This is a genomic window from Gordonia cholesterolivorans, from assembly GCF_039531975.1.
Lineage (GTDB): Bacteria > Actinomycetota > Actinomycetes > Mycobacteriales > Mycobacteriaceae > Gordonia > Gordonia sihwensis.
Genome location: NZ_BAAARB010000012.1, coordinates 101,369 through 122,172, shown reverse-complemented (window position 1 = coordinate 122,172; position 20,804 = coordinate 101,369). Strand labels below are relative to the sequence as shown.

The following is a 20,804-nucleotide window of genomic DNA, read 5'->3' as shown; positions in this document are numbered from 1 at the left end:
GTGAGATGGGAGGGCGGACCCGAACGGCCCACCTGTAGGCGGATCGTCTGGGCGTCTGCGGTATCACTGAGCGCTGTCATTGCTGGTCCAACTGTTCTGGGCCCCGAGGTTTGCCATGCCCGCGGCGTACAGGGCACCCTGCGCGTCGAAGGGGAGGTGGGCCACGCCGGCCCGCTCGTATGACGGGGTCGCGGCTTCCAGCCGGCTGTAGATCTCCTCCATGTCCGGAGGCAGCTCATGGTCCTGCCAGGCGGCGTAGTCCCCGTAGCCGTGGTCGTAGTTCCACTCCGGCACGTAGTAGAGGCGCCCGGACGTCCCCGCGCTGTCCTGGGCGGCGAGGAAGAGCGAGATCGGCAGCAGGTGCTCGGGAATCGCCGGGCGCATGAAGTAGGCAATGCCCTGCTCGTTGAAGGCCCGGGCGGTGGCGTCGAACCACGACGCTCGGGTGTGCCCCGGCATGATCGCGTTAACCGCGACCCCGTCGCCGCGCACTTCCTCGGCGAGGTAGAAGGTCAGCGCCATCACGGCGGCCTTGGTGGCCTGGTAAGGCATCTCGACCGTCCACGGGCGCAGCCCGTGGTAGCCGCCGCCGGCGGCGACGGCCAGGACGCCACTGCTGACGACGTTGACGATGCTGCCCCGCTGCTGGGCCCGCATCGGCTCGATGAACCGGCGGATGGCCTTCAGCGTGCCGAACACGTTGACGCCGAACATCACCTCCCAGTCGCGGTCGGTCGTGTCAAGGGTGTTCCGGTGGCCTGTGGGCGGGAAGAGGGTTTCGGAGACCAGAGACGCGTTGTTCACTAGGACGTCGACGGTCCCGAACCTGTCGATTACAGCGTCTCGGGCGGCGTCGAGGGCGTCGTCGTCGGTGATGTCCATGTCGACGGCCATGCCGCTGCCGTCCGACTCCAGCTGCTTGCGGAAGTCGTCAGCGTCGTCCCACGTCAGGTCCGCTGCAACGACCTTGGCGCCGGCGCGCAACAGTCCCTCGCAGAGGGAACGGCCGATGCCGCGGGCTCCACCGGTGACAACGATGACTCGACCCGCCGCCTCGCCCTGCCACTCACCGAGTGCCCGCTCGACCAGCTGACGCTGCCGCGCAGTGGCCACGGTTTCTCCACCAGACTCCGACATCCAATTCTCCTCAAGTTAGGACGGCTTTCTGCATTGCAGTACACATAAAAGAGTATGACCTTCATCACAGGCTGTCTATGGGCTATTTTGGTATCGAGCTATTCACTGGTGAAACTAGGAGCCGTGCGTGGAGCTGCGTCAACTCAGGTATCTCGTTGCGGTGGCCCGCGAGGGGTCGTTCCTCCGCGCCGCCGCCACCCTCGATGTGCCGCAGCCCTCGCTGTGGCGTTCGATCAAGGCGCTGGAGGCGGAGCTGGGCATCGCCCTCTTCGAGAGGTCCGGCCGCGGAGTACAGCTCACCGGTGCCGGGAATCAATTGCTGCCCCGCGCCCATTACCTGCTGAATCGAGCGGAGTCGGTCTCCCAGTTTGCCCACGAACTCGCTCGCGGTCGAGCGGGCGTCGTCACGGTGGCCTGCGCATATCCGCACGTGTCACGGTTCCTCGCGCCCCTGATCGGCACCTTCCGGTCGGCGCATCCCGCTATCCACGTCGCCGTCCACGAGTACTCGGGCCTGCCCGCGATCGAACAGGTGCTTAACGGGGACGTCGATCTCGTGACGGGCCTCGGGCAGGCCGACCAGCGTCTTGCGGGCCACCAGCTCGGCGACGTGCGGCTGGCGGTGGTGACCTCCGACGACCACCCGTGGCGGGGCCGGAGCCACGTCTTGGTCGCTGAATTGCGTGGCCAGCCGGTGCTCACCGGGCACGCCGATAGCCTCACCCGGCGCCTGCTGGAGCCGGCGCTGCGGGCAGGGGGCTTCGGGCTCGACATCACGTCGGAGAGCGTCAACGCCACCACCATCGTTGCGCTCGCCCGGGCAGGGCTGGGCGTGGCCGTCATCGCCGACGACAACCTCAGTGCCGACGACTCGGCCAGATGGCCAGTGCTGGTCGACGAGCACACCCCGATGAGCGCCCCGCTGTGGATCTACTGGTCACGCGAAGGAGGCATCGCCCCGGCGGTACGGTCCTTCGTGCGCCACGTCCAGGGGACCGGCAACCGGCTGGACCGGGACGGCGGGCAGCCCAGTCCAGCCTGAGGCCCAGCCGACTTCGGCCTGACCACGCCGATCAGAGCAGGAGATGGTCGATCTCCTCCGCCGCAGCTACCAGCCGAGTGAGGATGTCCTGCTCGGTCGCCGAGCTCATGCGACTGAGCGGCAGCGAGGCCTTGACAGCCAACCGCGGAGAGCGGGTCGAGGCCAGTGCGACGGCGAGGGAGGCGACATCCTCCTCGCTCTCCTCCTTGCTCGACGCGAACCCCCGGGAACGGATCGTGCGCACCGCGTCGAGAAGTTCGGTCCGGGTGCCTAGCGAATGGGCTTTACCGCCTGGTGGACGCCGCCTACGAGAAACGTGCCATCGCGATCAGCTCGAACCTGCACCCGGCCGGTTTCGACGAACTCATGCCCAAGACCATCGCCACCGCGACAGTGGATCGGCTACTGCACCGCGCCCACGTCTGCCAGACCAGCGGCGACTCCGTCCGCCTCTCCGAAGCACTCGCAGGCCAGGGAGTGAAGCCCTTGTCCTGACAACCCGAAAACCCGAGATGGCCAACTTCTGGGCAGATCCCATTGAAGTGCCCCGGGTAATCGATGTCTCCATCAAACCCGGGGCACTTCAGCGGTCAGGTCGTCGGTGAGGCAGCATCGTGCGCACAGTCCTCGGCGGTGGGGTTCGTCCTGGTCTCCGCAGCGGGTGCAGGTCAGTCGGGGGTCGTCGATTCCGGCACAGTCAGTGCAGATGGGCTGGTCGTTGGCGAGGCCAGGCAGCAGTCGATCCGGGCGTTGGCAGCGGGGGCAGGTGCCGCGTCGGCGGGTGGCCTGTTGGTAGCAGCGGCGGCAGACGAAGCCCTCGGGCCAGCGCACTCCGCGATGCTGCTGCTCGTCGTTGCACCGTGTGCAGTGGTACTTCGATGTGTCAGCCATGTGTCCGCCGCCTGCCTGGGGGTCTACGCCGTCGGTCCGGGTCGGTGGATGTGTGCCCGCTTCGGTCGCAGTGGCACGTCGGTTGCGGGGGAGGCGTCGGTGGCTGTGGCGGTGCGTCTGGAGGGGGAGGTGTCGACGTGGAAGACGCAGAGGTCTTCGACGGTGCAGTCCAGGACGTGGCACAGCGCTCCGAGTAGGGCCAGGGGCAGTCGCTCAGGGGTGCGTCCCAGGAGGCGGTAGAGCTGGGAGGCGGAGAGTTCGATTCCCACGTCGTGCAATGGCGTGATCAGGTCGGACAGGGTGTGCATATCTCGGTCGGTCATGACCTGGCGTAGTCGCCACTGGTAGGCGATCCGGTGTTTCATTGCTGGTCGGTCCTTTCGGGCAGGCGTTTGGCCGCGGCGCGAAGTGCGGCGGCCACGACACGGCTGCGGTAGTCGGGGGAGACGAAGGTGTAGAGCGAGGTGGTTGAGGCGTACTTGTGTCCGACTTGTTCCTGGATGAAGCGGGTGTCGTATCCGGACTCGACCAGCAGCGTGACGTAGCTGCGGCGCAGGGAGTGAAAATCCAGTCCGGGATCGGTCAGGCCGGCGGTGTCGCAGAGGTCGGCGAAGCTATGGGACAACGCGCCGTTCGAGATGCGCTCGGATCGCTCGGTCGGGAACAATGCGGTCCCGACCGGGTGGTCAAAGGTGGTGCGGCCCTGGTCGATCCATCGTTTGAGGCAGTCGATCGCCCAGGCGGTCTCCGGGACCGTCAGGACGCCACGCCGCTTGGCCGCAGATCCCTTGCCGGGTTTGCCGTGGCGGACGTAGCAGAACCCGAACTGGCCGAACTGTGGTGCTCGAGGGTTCGGTCCGAAGTCTGTCAGATCCAGCATGCGGACTTCGTTGCGACGCAGGCCCCACGCGTAGGCGACCTTGATGATCGTCGCGGTCCGCAGGGCCACCATCGCGCCCTTCGAGCCAGCCTCGAAACGGTGGTTGACCTGATCGTCCGCGAAATCGCAAAGGTCCTGCAGTTCATCGGTGGTGTAGGCCCGTTTGAGTGGATTGTCGGGGCCCTCGTAGGTGTGGCGGGCCGAGTTGGCCTCGGTGATGATCTGTATCGGATGCGTGTCGAATCGGTCCTGGCATTGCTGGGTCCACTCGTAGGCCGGATCGAGCAGGTAGTCCATGAAATGCCGCAGTGCACCCTGGTAGCTCAGCACCGTGCCCAGGGCCAGGCCGTGGACCCCGCGCAGTTCGGTGAACCAGTCATCGACCATCGGGGCGTCCAGTGCCAGGGGCCGGCGACACCGCAGAAGTCCTGGAACCGCCGGATCGTGGCGACCTGGGCCGCGATCGTGCCAACGGACAGGTTCCGGGCCATCTGCTGGTGCGACCACCCGGTGACCATCGCCTCGAACACCGCGGCTTCCGGCCGCAGGACAGCGATGCCGTCGGCCAATTGCAGCCGCGCCGACCCCGGCGGAGGATCCTGATCTGCCATCTCGCACCACCCAAACATGGTTCGCGATATATGCGAAAGTATCGCACTTTGCGCGAATCAACACAAGAGGTCGCAGGTAGCGGCATTGCCAGTCAGTCCGCGGAGGTTGGGCCACTGCACTCAGAGGCGGCCCCGGGAAGCGGTCCGTCACGTGACGACGTGCAGGTCAGTCGGGGTGCCGGACAGGGCGGGCGAGAGAATGTCCGGGAGGTGTCGAGTTCGCAGAACTTACAACTCAGCACCCGCTACTTGTCATAACGTCTGGTTACCGGTGCTCGATGTGGGTGGCAAGGCGACACGAGTTTTCGGACACTGCTGCCCTGCGGAAACGACTGGTTCTGTGAGTGTCGCGAAATCGATCGCTAGCTAGCGGACGCGCTCGGACGGGGGTTTGACTACCTTGAGCCACCGTCGTGAGGTGGGGTCGTCACGTCCCACGCTGACTTGCGGATACGAGATGAAGGTCGCTTCGTCGATGTAGGGCGGGACCGTGGCTCTTTCTGGTGACGTCCTGCCGTGTGTCAGTTGAAGCCTCCGGACGGTGTCGTGGCCTGCTCTCTTTGCCACATGACGATGGTCAGTTCGGCGTAGAGGACGGTGTGGTCGTCCTGATCGGTCAGCCGCATTTCTATCTTCACTCGCCCGCGTGTTCCGTCGAGAGTGATCTCGGCAATTTGGGCGGTTCCGGTGAGAACGTTGCCGGGTCGGACGGGCACCGGGAACCGTACCCGGTCGAATCCGAGCCCGGCGATCACTGCCCATTGGTTGAGCATTGTTTGTGTGAGCAGCCGTTGAGCGATGGCGATGGTGTGTACCCCGCTGGCGATGAGTCCGCGGAAGTGTCCCTGATCAGCGGCTTCCTCATCGATGTGAAACCACTGGGCGTCCCAGCGGGTGGCGAAGTCGACCAGTTCGGACTTGGAGACGGTGTGATCGCCCAGTTCGAGGATCTGGCCCGGGGTGAAGTCTTCGGCGTAGACGGACGGACTCGGGGGCGCGGCGTTCACAGTGACCTGGCTACGAGCAGCTTCATGATCTCGTTGGTGCCGCCGTAGATCCGCTGCACGCGGGAGGCGGCGTACATCTGGGCGATGGGGTATTCCATCATGTAGCCGTAGCCACCGAACAGCTGTAGGCACTTGTCCACCACGCGGCACTGCATGTCGGTGGCCCACATTTTGATCATGGAGGCGCCGGCGGCGTCCAGGGTGCCCTCGATCTGGCGGCGGATGCCGTCGTCGATCAGCGCCTTGCCGGCGTAGACGTCGGCCTTGCACTCGGCTAGTACGAACTGGGTGTTCTGGAAGTCCAGGAGTTTCTTGCCGAACGCATCGCGCTCTTTGACGTACCGGATGGTCTCGATCACCGCGGCCTCGGCCACCGCCACGCCGGCGACTCCGATGATGAGTCGCTCCCGCGGCAACTGGGTCATGAGTTCGGCGAAGCCGGAGCCCTCCTCGCCAAGGATGTTCTCCACCGGTACCCGCATGTCGTCAAAGAAGAGTTCGCGGGTGTCCCATCCGTGCATGCCGATCTTCTCGAGGACGGCGCCGCGGGAGAAGCCCGCGACGTTATTGTCGACCTCGGCGACTAGTAGGGAGATGCCCTTGCCGCCGGCCGCTGGATCGGTCTTGGCCACGATGACAACCAAGTCGCAGTGGGTGCCGTTGGAGATGAAGGTCTTGGCGCCGTTGACCACGTAGTGGTCGCCGTCGCGGATGGCTGTGGTCTTGACGTTCTGCAGGTCTGAGCCGGTACCAGGCTCGGTCATGGCGACGGCCACCACTTTCTCGCCGGAGGCGAGCCCGGGTAGCCAGCGGCGCTTTTGCTCCTCGGTCCCGTAGGCGTTGATGTAGTGGCTGGCGATCGTGGAGTGCACGGTGAAGCCGAACGCGCTGTCGTGCGCGTACGCCAGTTCCTGGGCCACTACAGCCTCGTGGCCGAAGTCGCCTCCCCCGCCGCCGTCCTTTTCGGCGATGTCGGTGAGCAGTAGGCCTGCCGCTCCGGCTCTGTTCCAGAGTTCGCGGTCGACGTGGCCCTGCCGGGCCCAGTCCGCCTGGCGGGGGGTGACTTCTCTGGCGAAGAAGGCGCGGGCGTGGTCCCGTAGCAACTCGTGGGACTCGGTTTGCCAGGTGGGGCGGTGGTCGGGGAACAGGGTGGTGGTCATGATCTTGTCCTTGTCGGGCCGGGTCAGCGGCCGGTGAAGTTCGGCGAACGCTTGGCCACGAAGGCGGCCTGGCCCTCGTGGCTGTCGTCTGAGGCGAGTGAATAGACGAAGTTGCGCTTTTCGTGCTCGAGCCCTGCGGCTATCGACCCGGTCTGCGCGGCCAGGGCGGCGTCTTTGGCCAGGGCCACGGCCAGCGGGGAATTAGCCGAGATCCGCTGCGCCAGGGCGATCGCCTGTTCGACGACCTCGTCGTCGTCGACCACCTTTCCCACCAGGCCGAGGGTGGCGGCCTCGGTCCCGGTGACCAGGTCGCCGCTGAGCAGCAGTGCCATGGCGCGAGGTTTGCCGAGCGCCCGGATGAGTCGTTGGGTGCCGCCGCCGCCGGGGATGACGCCGAGCTTGACCTCGGGTAATCCAAGGCGGGCACCCTGGCCGACGATGCTGGTGTCGCAGGCCAGGACGAGTTCGAGCCCGCCCCCCAGGGCCAGGCCCTCGACGGCTGCGATCACCGGTTTGGGGAAGTTCTCCAGGTCGGCCCATAGAGTCCCCCCGGAGGCCCGCCGCTGCCCGATCAACGGATCGGCCCGCAGGGCGTCGAACGCGGTGATGTCTGCTCCAGCGCAGAACACGCCGCTCGCGCCGGCCAAAACTATGGCGCGCACGGAGTCATCGGTCCGCAGCTCGGCTAGGTGCCCGTTCAAGGCTGCGAACACCGCGGCGTTCAGTGCATTCCGGGCCTCGGGTCGGTTGATGCGCAGGATCGCGACGGCTCCGCGTCGTTCGCTGCGCACCACATCATCGTGTCCGCTCCGGTTGTTCATTCCTCGGCTCCCCGGTAGAGATCGGCGTAGTCGGTGCGTAGCGTCTTTTTGTCCAACTTGCCGACGCTGGTGCGCGGCAGCGCGTCGGCGAAGATGACGATGTCGGGCAGTTGCCACTTGGCGAACTTGTCTTCCAACACGGCGTGGATGTCGTCGACGTCAAGATCGGCACCGTCTTCTTGGACGACGATCGCAACCGGGCGCTCTTGCCACTTGGGATGCTCGATCCCCACCACGGCGGCTTCGCGGACCTGTGGGTGGGCGACGATCGCGTTTTCCATGTCGATCGAGGAGATCCATTCGCCGCCGCTTTTGACCACGTCCTTGATGCGGTCGGTCAGCTTGAGGTAGCCGTCGGGGCGGATCGTGCCGGCATCGCCGCTGCGCCACCACCCATCGGCGAACGCGCCGCCTTTGTCTTCCATCTTGTGGTAGCGCTCGATGATCCACGGGCCGCGCATGAGCACCTCGCCCTGGGAGACACCGTCGTGGGGTAGTTCGGTTCCGTCCGGTCCGACGACCTTGATGTCGATCCCGTTGACCAGCAGACCCTGGGCCCGCTTGAGATCCCACTTCTCCTTCTCACTGAGCACGTCCCGCAGCGTGTGCTTCAGGCCTGCGTTGACGGTGACCAGCGGAGTGGTCTCCGTGGCACCGTAGGCGTGGATGATGTCGGCGCCGGTGAGGTCATGGAAGCCGCGCATGAGCGTGAGCGACGGTTCGGTCGCCCCGGACAGCAGACGGGCGCGGCTGAAGTCCGGGCGCGTCTTGAGTGTGCGGATGTAGTCGAGCATCGGCTCGAAGATCGCGGGGGCACCGTTGGCTACGGTGACGGACTCGGAGATCATCGCGTCAACCAGCACAGAGGTGTCCTCGGCCGTATACCGTCCGGGCAGCACGACCTTGGCGGCCGAGTAGATGGCCGACTGCGGCAGTCCCCAGCCCTGGCCGTGGAACATCGGGGTGATGACCATGACGGTGTCGTCGTCGCCCATCTTCAACTGCGCTGCCTCGGCAAGAGTGTGGAGGTAGATCCCGCGATGGGAGTAGTACACGCCCTTGGGGCGGCCGGTGGTGCCGGTGGTGTAGCACGCGCTGTACGCCGAGGTTTCGTCGATCATCGGCCAGTCGAAGGTCGATTCCGCGGCCGTCAGCGCGTCTTCCCAGTGGACGACCCCGGGCAGGGTGGTGGAGATCTCCGAGAGTGGCTTGTCCGTCATGACCACCCAGGTCTTCACCCCGACGCCCTGCTCGACCAGCGCCTCGGCCACGGGCAGCAGGGACTCGTCGACCAGCACGATCGAGGCTTCGGCGTGGTCGGTGACATAGGCCAGGTCCACCGGGGCGAGCCGCAGGTTCATCTGCAGCATCACCGATGCGATACCGGGAATCGCCCAGTACAGCTCCATATGGCGTTTGGAGTTCCAATCCAGGATTCCCACCACCGTTCCGGGGCCGGCCCCCAGCCCGGTGAGCGCGTGGGCTGACTTCCCGACCCGCTCGAACATGTCTGCGTAGGTGTAGCGGTCCCAGCCCCCGTCGATGGTGCGGAATACGATCTCCTGCTCGGGGTAGGTCCGGGCGGAGTGCCGCAGCAGGGTGGTGGTGTTGAGCTGGTAACTGTCACCGTGTGTCGACGGCAGACCGGTGACGATGGGGTGGGACGTCATGTTGGTGCTCCTGAAGTGGGGTTGGGACGGTGGCTGGGACGGAGGGGGCTCGTCAGAGGCGTTCGATGATGGTGGTGTTAGCGGTGCCGTGGGCTTCGCAGATGGTCTGTAGCCCGTATCGGCTGCCGGTGCGTTCGAGTTCGGTCAGCAGGTCCGTCATCATGCGGGCGCCGGTGGATCCGAGGGGGTGGCCGACAGCCACCGAGCCGCCGTTGACGTTGAGTTTGTCGTCGGGGACGCCGAACTCTTTTTGGAACATCAGCGGTACTCCCGCGAACGCTTCGTTGACCTCGAACAGGTCGATATCGTCCACCGTGAGCCCCGACCGGTCCAGGGCCTTGCGGGTGGACTCGAGGATTGCGGTGAACTGGATGATCGGATCGGCCGCGGCGACCGCGTGGACCACGAAGCGGGCGCGGGGGGTGAGCCCGTGGGCCTCGGCGAACTCGCGGTCGGCGATGAGTAGTGCGGCGGCGCCGTCGCTGAGCTGGGAGGAGTTGGCTGCGGTGGTCTTGCCGTCTTCGGCGAACACCGCCCGCAGGGACGCCATCTTCTCTGGGTCGAGCTCGGCCCGGATCCCCTCATCCGCGGTCACGGGCTCGCTGGAGTCATCGAGCGGGTCGCGGCGCAGCGGAACCAGCTGGGTCTCGAAGCGGCCGTCGCGGGTGGCAGCCAGCGCCCGCTCGTGGCTCCGGCGGCTGAAGGCGTCGAGTTCCTCCCGGCTGAGGTCGAAGCGGGTGTTCATCAGCTCACTGGACGGGCCTTGAACCAGCAGTCCGCCGTCGTAGCGGGCCAGTTCGCGGGGGGAGTATTGCGGGCCTAGCGGGGCGCCGGGTTGTAATGAGGATGGCAGCGCCACCTGTGACATCGACTCCACGCCGCATGCGATGGCGAGGTCGTAGGACCCCGCCTCCACACCGTGGGCGGCAAATGCGACAGCTTGCTGCCCCGAGCCGCACTGTCGGTCCACGGTCACGGCCGGCACCGAATCGGGCAGGCCGGAGGAGAGCACCGCATGGCGAGCGATGTTGGAGCTCTGCTGGTCGTGCGTCATCACACAGCCAGCGATCACGTCGTCGATTTTCTCCGGCGCCACATCACTGCGGCGAACCAGTTCACTGAGGGTGGCCCCCAGCAGATCGGCGGGATGCCAGGCGGCCAGCGCCCCGCCGCGCTTGCCGACCGGGGTCCGGACGGCATCGACGATCACGGCCTCGCGGGTGGCTCGGGAACTACGGGGCTGGGGGGAGTCGGTCATGACTGGGTCCTTCCTCAAGGTGGTCAGGTGGTGGGCGCCGTGGGCGCGTGAGTGGTCTGCGCTGTGGCCGGGTGGGCATCGCGAACGGCGGTGAGCGGGATGTCGTGGCGCGCGGCCAGATCCTCCCAGTGGGCCGTGGTGTGCGCGGCGAAGGCGCGGGTGTAGGCGGCGGATGTGCCGTCGCAATCGAGTACTTCTCTGGTGCGGGCCTCGAAGTGCGGTTCGAGTGCCCCCAGGGCGATGTGGCCGTCGGCGGTGGCATAGATGTTGTAGGAGGGCAGAGCCCCGCCCAGTGGTGCTCCATTGCCAAACAGGCCGTGCCGGAGGGCAGCCGCGGAGTCGTACGCGGCCGCGTCGAGAGTGATGCGTTGATGTCCGCCGGAGTCGTGCTGTCCCCGGGCCAGCAGCAGGGCCAGGGCGGCCGAGATGGCCCGCTCCCCACCGACGGTGTCGGCGACCGGGACCAGCGGCAGGTGCGGCGGCCGGATGGTGCCGTATCTCGCCTGATATGTCAGGTCGTGGCCCGCGACCTCCTCGTCGGCGCCGTCGTAGCCCACGATCTCCACATGGCACAACCGCGGGTAGCGGTCGCTGAGATCGCCGAGGCCGAGTCGGCAGAACGCTGACGGGCGCATGGCGGTCACCAACACGTCCGCCGTATCGAGCAGCCTGGTCAGCTCCTCCAGGCCGCTACGACTTTTGAGGTCGGCCCGACGAACCTCCACTCCCTGTGTCAGTTCTGCGTACCAGGAGGGCGCGGCCACGGCCAAGGCGTCACCCACCGGCGGCTCCACTTTGATCACCGCTGCGCCGAGGTCACGAAGGCCTGCCACGGCCAGCGGACCGGGCAGGTTGGTAGCCAAAGAGACGACCTGTATGCCGGCCAGGGGTCGGAGCGATCTGGGACTCATTTCAGCGACTATACAAGTAGTCAGTAAACTTAGCCACTGTATAGCTTTAGCGATTGGCGCGTCCCCGTAGACTCGTTTGTCGACCGAAGGGAGACCGCGTGGACCGCCCCGCCCAGCACTCCGGCGACCAAGATCTCACCGCCAAAGCGCGAATCCGCAACGCCGCTCTCGAGCTTTACGCGGCCAACGGCGAGGACCGCACACCGATGCGGGCGGTCGCGGCCGCCGCCGGGGTTACCGTAGGGCTGGTGGTCCATCACTACGGGTCCAAAGACGGCCTCCGCGAGGCCGTGGAGCAGATCGTCGTGGAGCGTTTTGCGTCGGCCCTTGCTTCGGCGCCGACCGACGGGGCCGGCGAAGAAATCGCTCGCGTGCGGAACGAGGCTGTCTCGGAAATGCTGGTCAGAAACCCGGAGGTGGTCAACTATCTCCGCCGGGCGCTACTCGAACCCGGTGGTCAGCGGGGGCAACTGCTGGAGCGGCTCACCGAACTTACCCACCGGGAGGTCGTTGCGATGCGCGAGACCGGCGCGGCCTCGCGGGGTCGCGCCGACTCCGTCCAGGTGGTCGACGTGATCATCAACCAGATGGGCCGGCTGTTCCTGCAGCCGCTGGTGGATGCCGTCTGGACCCACCTCGGGACCTTTACCCACACCGAGGGGCGCAGCAAGCCCGAACTCGGCGTGAGCGTGTCCGGGGGAGGAGCTGTCGATCGTTCCCACGGGTCAGCCACCTGACTCGAGTTTCACTTTCACTGAACATCTGTACAAGCATCACGCTGGCGGTTACTGTTCCTGCTGTGTCCGGGGTCACATATCCGATCTCGGAGTCTTCAACACCTCAGGAGTCACCATGGCCACTCTCGGAGGCGCCCTCGCGCTCAATGCCCGCCGGCACCCGGACAAGACCGCACTGATCTTCGGCGAGAGCACCTACTCGTACGAGCAGCTCGCGGCCCGGATCAATCAGTATGCGCACGCGTTGGCGTCGCTCGGAGTCGGCAAGGGCGACAGGGTGGCACTGCTGAGCCCGAACTCCGACGCGTACATCCTGGGCCTGTACGGAGCGTTCCGACTGGGGGCCATTGCCGTGCCTCTCAACCCTCGCGTGCCGGCCCGCGAACTTCGCTACCTGCTCGAGGACTCCGGTGCGACGGTGCTGCTGTACTCCGAGGGGCTCGCGGTGGTGGTGGCCGGCCTCGACGAACTCGATCCGCTGCCGTCCGCGCCGCAAAGTCTGGTGCTGGACGAGCCCGCCGCGCAGGGCATCGCGCGGCTCGCAGACACCATGCCGACCACCGCGCCGGAAGTGGAGGTCATCGAGGACGACGACTGCATTATCCTCTACACCTCGGGCACGACCGGGCGTCCCAAGGGAGCGGTGTTCGACCATCACCGCATGCTGTGGGTGGGGAACTCGGTTTCCGCACTCGGTATGAATATCTTCGACCGGAATCTGCACGTCGCGCCGATGTACCACTGCGCGGAGCTGGTCCTGTTCGTTATGTCAGGGTTCAGCCTGGGCACCACTCACGTGGTGCTGCCAGCGTTCGAGCCCAAGGCGGTCCTGGATGCGCTGGAGAAGCACCGCATCACCGTGTTCCTGGGCGTGCCCACCATGTACCAGATGCTGCTGCAGCACCCCGAGCTCGGCACGCGCGATCTGTCCGCGTGGCGGCTGGGCTTCTTCGGCGCCGCACCAATGCCGCCGAGCGCGGCGACCAGCTTGCTCGCCACCCTGCCGCACGTGCAGTTCTTCCAGCTGTGCGGCCAAACCGAAGGCGGCCCGACCGGCATCTTCCTCACTCCGGACGAAGTACGCGCCCGCCCAGATGCCACCGGACGGGCGTCCATCACTAACGCCGAGACGCGGATCGTCGACGACGAGGGCAACGACACCGCGGTCGGCGAGCCCGGGGAGATCATTTACCGAGGCGAGACCATCATGAAGGGCTACTGGAACAAGCCCGAGGCCACCGCCGATGCGCTCCGCGACGGCTGGCTGCACAGCGGCGACGTGGCGGTCCGGGACGCCGACGGGTTTATCACGATCGTTGATCGGATGAAGGACATGATCATCACGGGCGGGCGCAACGTGTACTCGGTGGAGGTCGAACAGGCCCTCGCCGGCCACCCGGACGTGGCCGATGTGGCGGTCGTCGGGCGGCCGGACGAGATGTTCGGGGAGAGCCTCATCGCCGTCGTCACCCCGGTCGAGGGCCGCGAGGTCACCTTGGAGTTGCTCCGCGAGTACGGATCCCAGTTCATTGCGGGTTACAAGCTTCCGCGCGAGCTCATCACCCGGCCCATTCCCCGTAACCCCTCGGGGAAGATTCTCAAGCACGTGCTGCGTGATGCAATCACGGAAGGCACAGTCGCCACCAGCTAACAATCGGATAGCTCGTTAGGCTCCTCTACCAAGCCACCTGCCATTTGGCCCGCTCTGGGAGAGGTCGAGTTCGCGGGATACTCGGCGTCGCCTACTGGATACCGTGCGTATCACTTTGGTGCGTATTGCCTGGCTCAGGTGTGAGCGGTCCTACTGAGCGATGAGTTCGGCTGCCAGTGTTGTGGCGCGCGTGGCGGTGTTGTCGCGGACGCGTCGCATTCGTTCGATACCTTCGATGCGTCGCTCGGACGGTGCGTCGTGTCCCGGTTGATCAGGGGCCTCGGTGGGCGTCTCGACGACGGCTTGGCGGCCGAGAGTGACTACCCGGGCCAGCAGTTCGGGATCGGTGGGTTTGGGGGTGGATCGCTACTGTCACCGGCGGCTCCTGGTGAAGGTACTCAGCGGTCGCCAGCGGGGTGATTCCCGCGACGCCCGAGGATGATGTCGTTGATGCGGCCTGCCGAGACGTGGATAGCCTCGGCGAGACCGCTGGGAAGCCCGCATTCGGGCAGGTAGTCCTTGGCGAGGGTTTTGCCGGGATGTATTGGTGCGAAGTCGGCCATGGAGTCCTCCAATTCAGTTCACCGGCAATCGACGATTTTCGCGTTTCAGCCCGCTCGACCGCGTCCAGTACTGATCGATGTGCTGTGCCGGTGGTCGGGCAGCGCGTTGGCTTGGTGGTCCGCGGCGCTGAACACTTCGGTGAGCAGTTCCTGGAGGTGGAGGTCTCGGAGGCTGTAGACGCTGCGTCGTCCGTCTTTGCGCGATTGGACGAGTCCTGCGAGTTTGAGTTTGGCGAGGTGCTGGGAGACCGCGGGCCGCGCGGCTTGGAGATCCTCAGTCAGCGCGGCCACGTCGTATTCGCGTTGCCCGAGGAGCCAGAGGATTCGCATCCGTGTGGGGTCGGCGAGCATCCGGAGCAGGACCGAGGCGGCGTCGATGACGTCGTCGGACGGTCCTTGTGCGCCCCAACCTCTAATCTCATCGTGTGCGTACATGAGCACCAGTATGTCATAGTGGGCCTGTTCGCGTCCGGGTCTGGTCGGCGTGGCGGGTTAGGGAGGCAGGGTGATGACGAGATCGTTGTTTGGGGTGCGTGATTACCGGCATCTGTTTGGTGCGCAGGTGGTGGCGTTGGCGGGTAATGGGCTGGCGACGGTCGCGTTGGGACTGTTGGCATTCAAGCTCGCTGGCGCGAATGCGGCGGCAGTGTTGGGGACGGCGTTGACCATCAAGATGGTGGTCTACGTGCTGGTGGCACCGGTTGCGGGGGCATACGCGGGGCGGTTCAATCGGCGTGCGCTGCTGGTGAGTCTGGATGTTGTGCGTGCCGCAGTGGTGGTGGCGCTGCCGTTCGCTGATCAGGTCTGGCATGTGTACGTGTTGGTGGCGTTGATGCAGTCGGCATCGGCCGCATTTACCCCGACGTTCCAGGCTGCGTTGCCTGATGTTCTGCCCGATGAGGAGCAGTACACGCGCGCTCTGTCGTACTCTCAGCTCGCCTCGACGATGGAGACTTTGTTGAGTCCGCTGCTGGCGGCGCTGTTGATCAGCGTGATCGACTTCCATTGGCTGTTCGCTGGAACGGCGGCGGGGTTCCTCGGGTCGGCGGCGTTGGTGGTGTCCAGTCGGGTTCCCAACGCTGTCGTTGTCGGCGGCTACCGGGTTCGCGATCGCGTGTTGTCGGGGGCGAGGGTGTTCCTTTCGACCCCGCGTCTGCGCGGTTTGATGGGCCTGAATCTGTCTGTGGCCGGGGCTGGGTCGATCGTGATGGTCAATACGGTCAACCTCGTGCAGGACACGCTGGGCCGCCCGGCCGCTGATGTGGCGTGGTTGTTGACCGCCAACGGGCTCGGGGTGTTGGTGATCGCATTCGCTGTGCCTATGCTGTTCGCTCGGTTCGGTGACCGTGTGGTGATGCTCACCGGTGCCGCGGTCCTGTTTGGCGCTGCGGTGTGCGTGGTGGCGTTCACATTCACCAGCGGCGGCCAGTGGCAGTGGCCTGCACTACTAGTGTTGTGGGCGGTCATCGGAGCCGGTAGTGGCGCGATCTTGACGCCGACGGGCAATGTGCTGCGCCGGTCGAGCGCGCCGCAGGATCGGCCCGCGGTGTTTGCCGCGCAGTTTTCCCTGTCGCACGCCTGCTGGCTCCTTGCGTATCCGATCGCCGGGTGGGGTGCCACTGTGGCCGGCTACTCGGTGACGTGGATGATCCTAGCTGGGCTGGCCGGGACTGGCGCGTGTGCAGCGCTGTGGTGCTGGCCTGCTCGGGAGCCTGCGGCGCTCGAGCACGTGCACCCGGCCGACATCACCGATGTCGATCACGTTCGTGGTGCCGCGGCGACTGCGGCAGGATATGTCCACACTCACACGTTCGTCATCGACGACCTGCACCGAGAGTGGCCGCACCAGCATCGTTCGGCCGCCTGACTGGTGCACAGGCGGTCAGCCTCCGACTGGGTCAGCGGATTCGTCGGCCCGCGTAGCGCGCCCATGTCTCGCCGGAGCGTTCGGCGTGATGGAATGCGACCTGGTGGCTGTAGCCGAGAGCGTCGGCAACGATCGGGGGCGGGCACTCGAGGACGAGGTCGTCGAGTGCGCTGTTACGGGCACCGAGGTTGCTCATGCCGATCAGGCGCAGGCGGTGCATGATCGTGTCCGGATGCAGGTGATCTCCGGCGTGTGTGCCGGGGAACAGCCAGGGGTTGCCGCACCCGCTGGTGCGTAAGTTCGTTCGATGGGCAAGCAGGTCACGGACAAATTCAGCGAACGGTTCGGGCACATCGACGGGGTGCTTGCCGAACGTGATCGCCATCGGATTGCCGTCGATGATCGATGATGTCTGCAGTCGGACAATACTTTTCAGCGGCTGCGCATACAGCAGAATCAGAACGCCGGCGACCCTGTAGGGGAGCGTCTCACTCTCGCCGGTGAGTAGTTCGCTGATCCAGGCGATCCGCTGCTCTTGGGTCAAAGACGGTGCCGTCTTCGCCGCCCGGTGACCGAGCTGCACGGCGGTGTTGAGCCTGTCTCGTTTGCACACGACCAGGAACGTACGAATGGCGTACCGCGTCGTTGGTCCTGCAGCCACCCACTGGTCGACGTCGCGTTGCGTACAGGTTTCAATCGTCCGTCTGTAGGTGGACCACAGCCAGCTCAGGAACTTGACGGTCTCGGTGATTTCTTGTTTGGCCGACCGCACTGACGGCTGGGTGTCGCCGCCGGCGTCGGCGATCGCGCGAATCCGCCGCAGATGGTGCCACGTCGCGAAGTGACGTGCGGGCCTGGCGACCTCGGCAGGCAGGTCGATGAGCTTGTCCTCGATCCACTGTTCGAAGCGTGGCAGCCACCGATCTCGGGGCGGTAGTAGGCCGTGGTACTCCATCACATGCCGCAGATGCTCAGCCGCCCGACTGGGCAGGGTGTCCAAGCCTTCGTGCGTCGCGGCGATGGCGCCGGTCCCTAGCCCGTGCAGCAGTTCCTGAACTTTCGGAGATCGCTTCCAGATCATCGTCGACTCGGGCCGTTTGGCGGCACAGAGGGCGTCGACCAGGCCAATGAGGACCGGGTCGGACGGCAGCCCGCCCATGATCTCGTGCAGGTCGTCGCGCACAGCGCAGCGAGCGCATATCGTCCCGCGGTGGTGACCGGACTCCTCGCCACAACGGCTACACCGAAAGTCGTCGACGATTCCCGCACACGGCCCGCACACCGGTGTGCCGTCGAGGAGAGGTGGGCCCGGTAGAAGCCGTTCGACACTGCATACCGGGCATGTCCCGTGGGTGTGGATCGCGGTGAACCAGCAGGTGAAGCAGATTCTGCCTTCGGGCCAGTGCGCCTGCGTCCGCGTGGTCGACCTGCCGCAGCGGTCGCAGACCCACGCGCCACTGGTCAGTCGCGGTCGGCCGCGTACCGGCCGATAGGGGACTAGGCCGTCAGGTTTCATCCTGTACTCACCTCACTGCGTGGCTGTTACTCGTCGAGAATGTTCGCCCGCCGCGGACGCACCGCGCGGTCCAACCGCACGACGTTCGGGCCGGCGTTGGCGGCTCGGTGGTGCTCGCGAGCATTGACGGCGGTGACTGTGAGAAGCGCGTCGGGACCGCACCCGAAGATGTCACACAATGCCGACATCACCTGCAACGACACCCGCTCAGGTCGCTGGTTGACCAGCCGATAGACCTGAGGGCGGGACAATGTGATGTCGCGTTCGGCAAGCAAGGGGATCAAGTCCGTGGTCGTGTTCATTCCGCGCGCAGCCATCAACTCCGCCAGCCGCCACGTGTAATCGACCTTGCGCTTCATTCGGGAGTGCCCTTCCTCGTGCTGTCCAATGCCTGTGTCAGCGTCCGGTCCAACACCGATCTCAACGTCGACCGCCGAAACTCGTCCGAGGTGAACTGATAGATCCCCGTCGTCGAGGCGTACTCGTGTCCCATCTGGTCCTGCACAAACCGGGGATCCCAACCATCCTCGAGTAGATGTGTGGCGTACGACCGCCGAAACGAATGCAGATCCACTCCGTCAGGGATACCGAGATCAACGCAGTAGCGGCGTACACGACGTAGAAGCGTCGACCCCACCACCAGGCCGCCTCGTTCGCTGGAGAACAGATCAAGGCTGTCGGGATCGCCTCGGCCGTTGGCAATCCAGTCCTCGATGATCGGAGGCGTCCACCGCCACACGGTCAACACCGATCGAGGTTTCGGCGGTGATCCGCGGAACGCCTTACCGTAGCGGACCTTGCACACCCCGAACTTTCCGAACTCGTGAGCGTGGGGATTGCGGGCGAAGTCCACCAGTTGCAGGTGAGTAAGCTCGTTGAACCGCAGGCCGTACGCGTACGTGACCTTCATCATCGTGGCGTCCCGGTAGGCCGCCTGCCAGCCCTTCTTGCTTGTCGCACCGATCCGAGCGACTTCGTCGTCCGCGTATTCGAACAGGGACTGAAGCTCGTCCTTGGTGTACGGGCGTTTGCTCGCTCGGCCGTCGTACTCCTGGACGTGGCTCGCGGTGTTCCAGGCGGAAAAGACCTGCGCCGGGTACGCGTCGAACAGTTGCTCACAGACGCGGTCCCATCCGTAGTCGGGGGTGCTGATGTACGAGCAGAATGCCCGCAGTGAGCTGTGGTAGCCGCGCAACGTCGAGTGCGTCACGTGACGAATCGACCGAAGGTCGGCGGAGAATTCCTCAACCGCCGCCGGTGTCCAGTTCCATGGTTCCTCGTTCGAGTGCTCGATGAACCTCTGGACGCAGCGCACTCGCCGATCGATCGTCGAGAACTGCAGATTCCTGGACAACTGCTGGTTCCGCCACCCGTCGAGCATCAGCTCGACGACCCGTTCCTCGGGCCGCAGAAGCGGCACAGATTCGACCAGATGCACTCGGCCAGCCTCATCGATCTGCATCGAAACCTCCGCCAGGATATGTCTCATCTGATGATTCAATGATGCATCCAATGAGACGACAGGTCAATACCCACAGGTCAATCGAGTGCCGCAATCAACCAGACAAGCGAACGGCGTGGCTGTCACTCATCCAAACCGCTACCAGCGTATGGAATGCACGGGTGTGTATGTGCAGGTCGCGGCGCTATAAGATGGAAGATGGTCCTCCTGGGGCGGGGGTCAGGAATGATTCATCTGTTGCAATACGCAGGGTTCTACTTGTCATAACGTAAGTTATCGGCGGTAACTTAATGGGAGTGTGTGCAGCAGTCGTCGACCGGCATACCGAGCCCACGTTTCGCCGGAGCGTTCAGCGTGAAGGAACGCAACCTGATGGCTGTAGCCCAATGCGTCGGCGACGACGGACGGAGGGCACTCGAGCACGAGGTCGTCGAGTGCGCTGTTGCGGGCACCGAGGTTGCTCATGCCGATCAGGCGCAGGCGATGCATGATCGTGTCGGGATGGAGATGATCTCCGGCATGCGTGCCGGGAAACAACCAGGGATTGCCGTGTCCACTGGTGCGTAGATTCGTGCGATGGGCGAGCACGTCGCGGACGAGTTGAGCGAACGGTTTGGGCACGTCGACGGGGTGCTTGCCGAAAGTGATCGCCATCGGATTGCCGTCGATGATCGATGATGTCTGCAGTCGGACAATGCTTTTCAGCGGCTGCGCATACAGCAGAATCAGGACCCCAGCGACTCTGTAAGGGAGAGTCTCACTGTCACCAGTGAGCAGTTCGCTGATCCAGGCGATCCGCTGGGCTTGAGTCAAGGATGGTGTCGTCTTCGGAGCCCGGTGGCCGAGCTGCACGGCGGTATTGAGTCTGTCTTGTTTGCAGATGACCAGGAACGTTCGGATCGTGTATCGCGTTGTCGGACCTGTTGCGATCCACTGGTCGACGTCGTGTTGCGTGCAGGTCTCGATCGTGCGTCCGTAGGTGGACCTCAGCCAGCTCAGGAACTTGACGGTCTCGGTGATCTCTTGTTTGGCCGATCGCACCGATGGCTGGGTATCGCCGCCGGCATCGGCGATTGCGCGAATCCGCCGCAGATGGTGCCACGTCGCGAAGTGGCGAGCGGGCCGGGCGACCTCGGTCGGCAGGTCGATCAGCTTGTCATCGATCCATTGTTCGAAGCGTGGCAGCCACCGGTCTCGGGGAGGCAGTAGGCCGTGGTATTCCATCAATGTCCGCAGATGTTCTGCTGCCCGACTGGGTAGGGTGTCTAAGCCTTCGTGCGTGGCGGCGATGGCGCCGGTTCCTAGCCCCTTGAGCAGTTCCTGGACTTTCGGTGACCGCTTCCAGATCATCGTCGACTCGGGTCGCTTAGCGACGCATAGCGCGTCGACGAGGCCGCTGAGGATTGGGTCGGACGGCGGCCCGCCCATGATCTCGTGTAGGTCGTCCCGGACGGCGCAGCGAGCGCATATCGTCCCGCGGTGGTGACCGGACTCCTCGCCGCAGCGGCTGCATCGAAAGTCGTCGACGATACCTGCGCACGGCCCGCACACCGGGGTGCCGTCGGGCAGGGGTGGTCCAGGTAGAAGTCGTTCGACGCCGCATACCGGGCATGTTCCGTG

19 protein-coding genes and 3 pseudogenes are annotated in these 20,804 nt (G+C 65.3%); 5 read left to right on the top strand and 17 right to left on the bottom strand.

Annotated features, from left to right (window positions below; genetic code table 11):
* Positions 1 to 63: 63 nt before the first annotated feature.
* Positions 64 to 1,113, bottom strand: coding sequence for an SDR family NAD(P)-dependent oxidoreductase (locus ABFX36_RS12385; RefSeq protein WP_101841495.1), 1,050 nt, complete (start codon positions 1,111 to 1,113; stop codon positions 64 to 66).
* A 151-nt stretch (positions 1,114 to 1,264) separates the two neighbouring features.
* Between ABFX36_RS12385 and ABFX36_RS12380 the strand changes: the two genes are divergently transcribed.
* Entirely contained in the window at positions 1,265 to 2,179 is a 915-nt protein-coding gene (locus ABFX36_RS12380) for a LysR family transcriptional regulator (RefSeq protein WP_006897072.1), read from the top strand.
* 31 nt (positions 2,180 to 2,210) lie between these two features.
* Here the strand turns inward: ABFX36_RS12380 and ABFX36_RS12375 are convergent.
* Positions 2,211 to 2,435 (bottom strand): annotated as a pseudogene (locus tag ABFX36_RS12375) (IclR family transcriptional regulator domain-containing protein); the annotation flags it as partial.
* A gap of 17 nt (positions 2,436 to 2,452) precedes the next feature.
* Between ABFX36_RS12375 and ABFX36_RS12370 the strand changes: the two are divergent.
* Positions 2,453 to 2,674, top strand: a pseudogene (locus ABFX36_RS12370) (ATP-binding protein); the annotation flags it as partial.
* 527 nt (positions 2,675 to 3,201) lie between these two features.
* On the opposite strand, the pseudogene ABFX36_RS12365 reads toward ABFX36_RS12370, so the two are convergent.
* The 9 genes and pseudogenes from ABFX36_RS12365 to ABFX36_RS12325 form a co-directional block, all read right to left on the bottom strand.
* Positions 3,202 to 3,435: pseudogene (locus ABFX36_RS12365) on the bottom strand (helix-turn-helix domain-containing protein); the annotation flags it as partial.
* On the bottom strand, positions 3,432 to 4,337 hold the full coding sequence (locus ABFX36_RS12360; RefSeq protein ID WP_006897077.1) for a tyrosine-type recombinase/integrase: 906 nt from the start codon (positions 4,335 to 4,337) through the stop codon (positions 3,432 to 3,434). The pseudogene ABFX36_RS12365 and the gene ABFX36_RS12360, both read right to left, overlap by 4 nt.
* Complete coding sequence (locus tag ABFX36_RS12355; protein ID WP_006897078.1) at positions 4,274 to 4,561, bottom strand: hypothetical protein; 288 nt, start codon at positions 4,559 to 4,561, stop codon at positions 4,274 to 4,276. Before ABFX36_RS12355 ends, ABFX36_RS12360 begins: the two co-directional genes overlap by 64 nt.
* Before the next feature lie 521 nt (positions 4,562 to 5,082).
* Positions 5,083 to 5,568: a MaoC/PaaZ C-terminal domain-containing protein gene (locus tag ABFX36_RS12350; RefSeq protein WP_006897079.1), complete on the bottom strand. Its 486-nt coding sequence runs from the start codon at positions 5,566 to 5,568 to the stop codon at positions 5,083 to 5,085.
* Complete coding sequence (locus ABFX36_RS12345; RefSeq protein WP_346076566.1) at positions 5,565 to 6,728, bottom strand: acyl-CoA dehydrogenase family protein; 1,164 nt, start codon at positions 6,726 to 6,728, stop codon at positions 5,565 to 5,567. The genes ABFX36_RS12350 and ABFX36_RS12345 overlap by 4 nt, the downstream gene beginning before the upstream one ends.
* Before the next feature lie 23 nt (positions 6,729 to 6,751).
* Complete coding sequence (locus ABFX36_RS12340; RefSeq protein ID WP_008382197.1) at positions 6,752 to 7,549, bottom strand: enoyl-CoA hydratase/isomerase family protein; 798 nt, start codon at positions 7,547 to 7,549, stop codon at positions 6,752 to 6,754.
* Positions 7,546 to 9,219 (bottom strand): long-chain-fatty-acid--CoA ligase, encoded by a 1,674-nt coding sequence (locus ABFX36_RS12335; RefSeq protein ID WP_008382195.1) that lies wholly within the window; start codon positions 9,217 to 9,219, stop codon positions 7,546 to 7,548. Before ABFX36_RS12335 ends, ABFX36_RS12340 begins: the two co-directional genes overlap by 4 nt.
* A 52-nt stretch (positions 9,220 to 9,271) precedes the next feature.
* On the bottom strand, positions 9,272 to 10,477 hold the full coding sequence (locus ABFX36_RS12330; protein ID WP_006897083.1) for a thiolase family protein: 1,206 nt from the start codon (positions 10,475 to 10,477) through the stop codon (positions 9,272 to 9,274).
* Between the two features lie 23 nt (positions 10,478 to 10,500).
* Positions 10,501 to 11,388 (bottom strand): CoA transferase, encoded by an 888-nt coding sequence (locus ABFX36_RS12325; RefSeq protein WP_008382193.1) that lies wholly within the window; start codon positions 11,386 to 11,388, stop codon positions 10,501 to 10,503.
* A gap of 98 nt (positions 11,389 to 11,486) precedes the next feature.
* Here ABFX36_RS12325 and ABFX36_RS12320 point away from each other — a divergent pair, with 98 nt between their 5' ends.
* Together ABFX36_RS12320 and ABFX36_RS12315 are read left to right on the top strand one after the other, a co-directional pair.
* Entirely contained in the window at positions 11,487 to 12,125 is a 639-nt protein-coding gene (locus ABFX36_RS12320; protein ID WP_006897085.1) for a TetR/AcrR family transcriptional regulator, read from the top strand.
* Between the two features lie 115 nt (positions 12,126 to 12,240).
* A complete protein-coding gene (locus tag ABFX36_RS12315; RefSeq protein WP_067478257.1) occupies positions 12,241 to 13,776 on the top strand; it encodes an acyl-CoA synthetase in 1,536 nt (511 codons plus the stop codon).
* A gap of 398 nt (positions 13,777 to 14,174) precedes the next feature.
* Here the strand turns inward: ABFX36_RS12315 and ABFX36_RS12310 are convergent, their stop codons facing one another.
* Both ABFX36_RS12310 and ABFX36_RS12305 read right to left on the bottom strand, forming a co-directional pair.
* Positions 14,175 to 14,339, bottom strand: coding sequence for a helix-turn-helix transcriptional regulator (locus ABFX36_RS12310; RefSeq protein ID WP_346076562.1), 165 nt, complete (start codon positions 14,337 to 14,339; stop codon positions 14,175 to 14,177).
* Between the two features lie 45 nt (positions 14,340 to 14,384).
* On the bottom strand, positions 14,385 to 14,774 hold the full coding sequence (locus tag ABFX36_RS12305; protein WP_346076560.1) for an ArsR/SmtB family transcription factor: 390 nt from the start codon (positions 14,772 to 14,774) through the stop codon (positions 14,385 to 14,387).
* A gap of 73 nt (positions 14,775 to 14,847) precedes the next feature.
* Between ABFX36_RS12305 and ABFX36_RS12300 the strand changes: the two genes are divergently transcribed.
* Positions 14,848 to 16,206: an MFS transporter gene (locus ABFX36_RS12300; protein WP_346076559.1), complete on the top strand. Its 1,359-nt coding sequence runs from the start codon at positions 14,848 to 14,850 to the stop codon at positions 16,204 to 16,206.
* Positions 16,207 to 16,237: 31 nt separating this feature from the next.
* On the opposite strand, the gene ABFX36_RS12295 is transcribed toward ABFX36_RS12300, so the two are convergent.
* The 4 genes from ABFX36_RS12295 to ABFX36_RS12280 form a co-directional block, all read right to left on the bottom strand.
* Complete coding sequence (locus ABFX36_RS12295; protein WP_346076557.1) at positions 16,238 to 17,389, bottom strand: hypothetical protein; 1,152 nt, start codon at positions 17,387 to 17,389, stop codon at positions 16,238 to 16,240.
* Positions 17,390 to 17,748: 359 nt separating this feature from the next.
* Positions 17,749 to 18,081 carry a helix-turn-helix domain-containing protein gene (locus ABFX36_RS12290; RefSeq protein ID WP_346076555.1) on the bottom strand — a complete coding sequence of 111 codons (333 nt, stop codon included), beginning with the start codon at positions 18,079 to 18,081 and terminating at the stop codon, positions 17,749 to 17,751.
* A complete protein-coding gene (locus ABFX36_RS12285) occupies positions 18,078 to 19,184 on the bottom strand; it encodes a tyrosine-type recombinase/integrase (protein ID WP_346076554.1) in 1,107 nt (368 codons plus the stop codon). The genes ABFX36_RS12290 and ABFX36_RS12285 overlap by 4 nt, the downstream gene beginning before the upstream one ends.
* 273 nt (positions 19,185 to 19,457) lie before the next feature.
* Positions 19,458 to 20,612: a hypothetical protein gene (locus ABFX36_RS12280; protein WP_346076552.1), complete on the bottom strand. Its 1,155-nt coding sequence runs from the start codon at positions 20,610 to 20,612 to the stop codon at positions 19,458 to 19,460.
* Positions 20,613 to 20,804: the final 192 nt, after the last annotated feature.

Bases quoted from the DNA above. Each gene is read 5' to 3' on its own strand.
- ABFX36_RS12360 (WP_006897077.1), bottom strand. From the start codon at position 4,337: ATGGTCGATGACTGGTTCACCGAACTGCGCGGGGTCCACGGCCTGGCC.
- ABFX36_RS12355 (WP_006897078.1), bottom strand. From the start codon at position 4,561: ATGGCAGATCAGGATCCTCCGCCGGGGTCGGCGCGGCTGCAATTGGCC.
- ABFX36_RS12345 (WP_346076566.1), bottom strand. From the start codon at position 6,728: ATGACCACCACCCTGTTCCCCGACCACCGCCCCACCTGGCAAACCGAG.
- ABFX36_RS12340 (WP_008382197.1), bottom strand. From the start codon at position 7,549: ATGAACAACCGGAGCGGACACGATGATGTGGTGCGCAGCGAACGACGC.
- ABFX36_RS12335 (WP_008382195.1), bottom strand. From the start codon at position 9,219: ATGACGTCCCACCCCATCGTCACCGGTCTGCCGTCGACACACGGTGAC.
- ABFX36_RS12330 (WP_006897083.1), bottom strand. From the start codon at position 10,477: ATGACCGACTCCCCCCAGCCCCGTAGTTCCCGAGCCACCCGCGAGGCC.
- ABFX36_RS12325 (WP_008382193.1), bottom strand. From the start codon at position 11,388: ATGAGTCCCAGATCGCTCCGACCCCTGGCCGGCATACAGGTCGTCTCT.
- ABFX36_RS12315 (WP_067478257.1), top strand. From the start codon at position 12,241: ATGGCCACTCTCGGAGGCGCCCTCGCGCTCAATGCCCGCCGGCACCCG.
- ABFX36_RS12310 (WP_346076562.1), bottom strand. From the start codon at position 14,339: ATGGCCGACTTCGCACCAATACATCCCGGCAAAACCCTCGCCAAGGAC.
- ABFX36_RS12305 (WP_346076560.1), bottom strand. From the start codon at position 14,774: ATGTACGCACACGATGAGATTAGAGGTTGGGGCGCACAAGGACCGTCC.
- ABFX36_RS12300 (WP_346076559.1), top strand. From the start codon at position 14,848: ATGACGAGATCGTTGTTTGGGGTGCGTGATTACCGGCATCTGTTTGGT.
- ABFX36_RS12290 (WP_346076555.1), bottom strand. From the start codon at position 18,081: ATGAAGCGCAAGGTCGATTACACGTGGCGGCTGGCGGAGTTGATGGCT.
- ABFX36_RS12285 (WP_346076554.1), bottom strand. From the start codon at position 19,184: ATGCAGATCGATGAGGCTGGCCGAGTGCATCTGGTCGAATCTGTGCCG.
- ABFX36_RS12280 (WP_346076552.1), bottom strand. From the start codon at position 20,612: ATGGGCGGGCCGCCGTCCGACCCAATCCTCAGCGGCCTCGTCGACGCG.